Here is a 267-nt window from a genome sequence, read left to right as displayed (position 1 = left end):
TTGTACATTGAAAACTAGATAAGTAAGTAAAATATATAGATTTTACCAAGCAAAACCGAGTGAATTAGAGTTTTAAAAAAGCTTGAATTCAAAAAGAAATAATCGCTAGTGTTCGAAAGAACACTCACAGATTAATAACATTTTGGGTTTTCAAACAACGACGTTGTATTGGAAAACAAAAAGATTAAGTTATTAAGGGCGCACGGTGGATGCCTTGGCACTAGAAGCCGATGAAGGACGTTACTAACGACGATATGCTTTGGGGAG

At 34.8% G+C, this 267-nt stretch carries 1 rRNA gene; it reads left to right on the top strand.

From position 1 onward, the window contains the following. Positions 1 to 182: 182 nt before the first annotated feature. Positions 183 to 267, top strand: a 23S ribosomal RNA gene (locus SH09_RS15685); the annotation flags it as partial.

The sequence above is a fragment of the Staphylococcus gallinarum genome, assembly GCF_000875895.1.
Classification (GTDB): domain Bacteria; phylum Bacillota; class Bacilli; order Staphylococcales; family Staphylococcaceae; genus Staphylococcus; species Staphylococcus gallinarum.
Note: the sequence above shows the minus strand (reverse complement) of the source record. Positions and strands in the feature narration are given on the sequence as shown.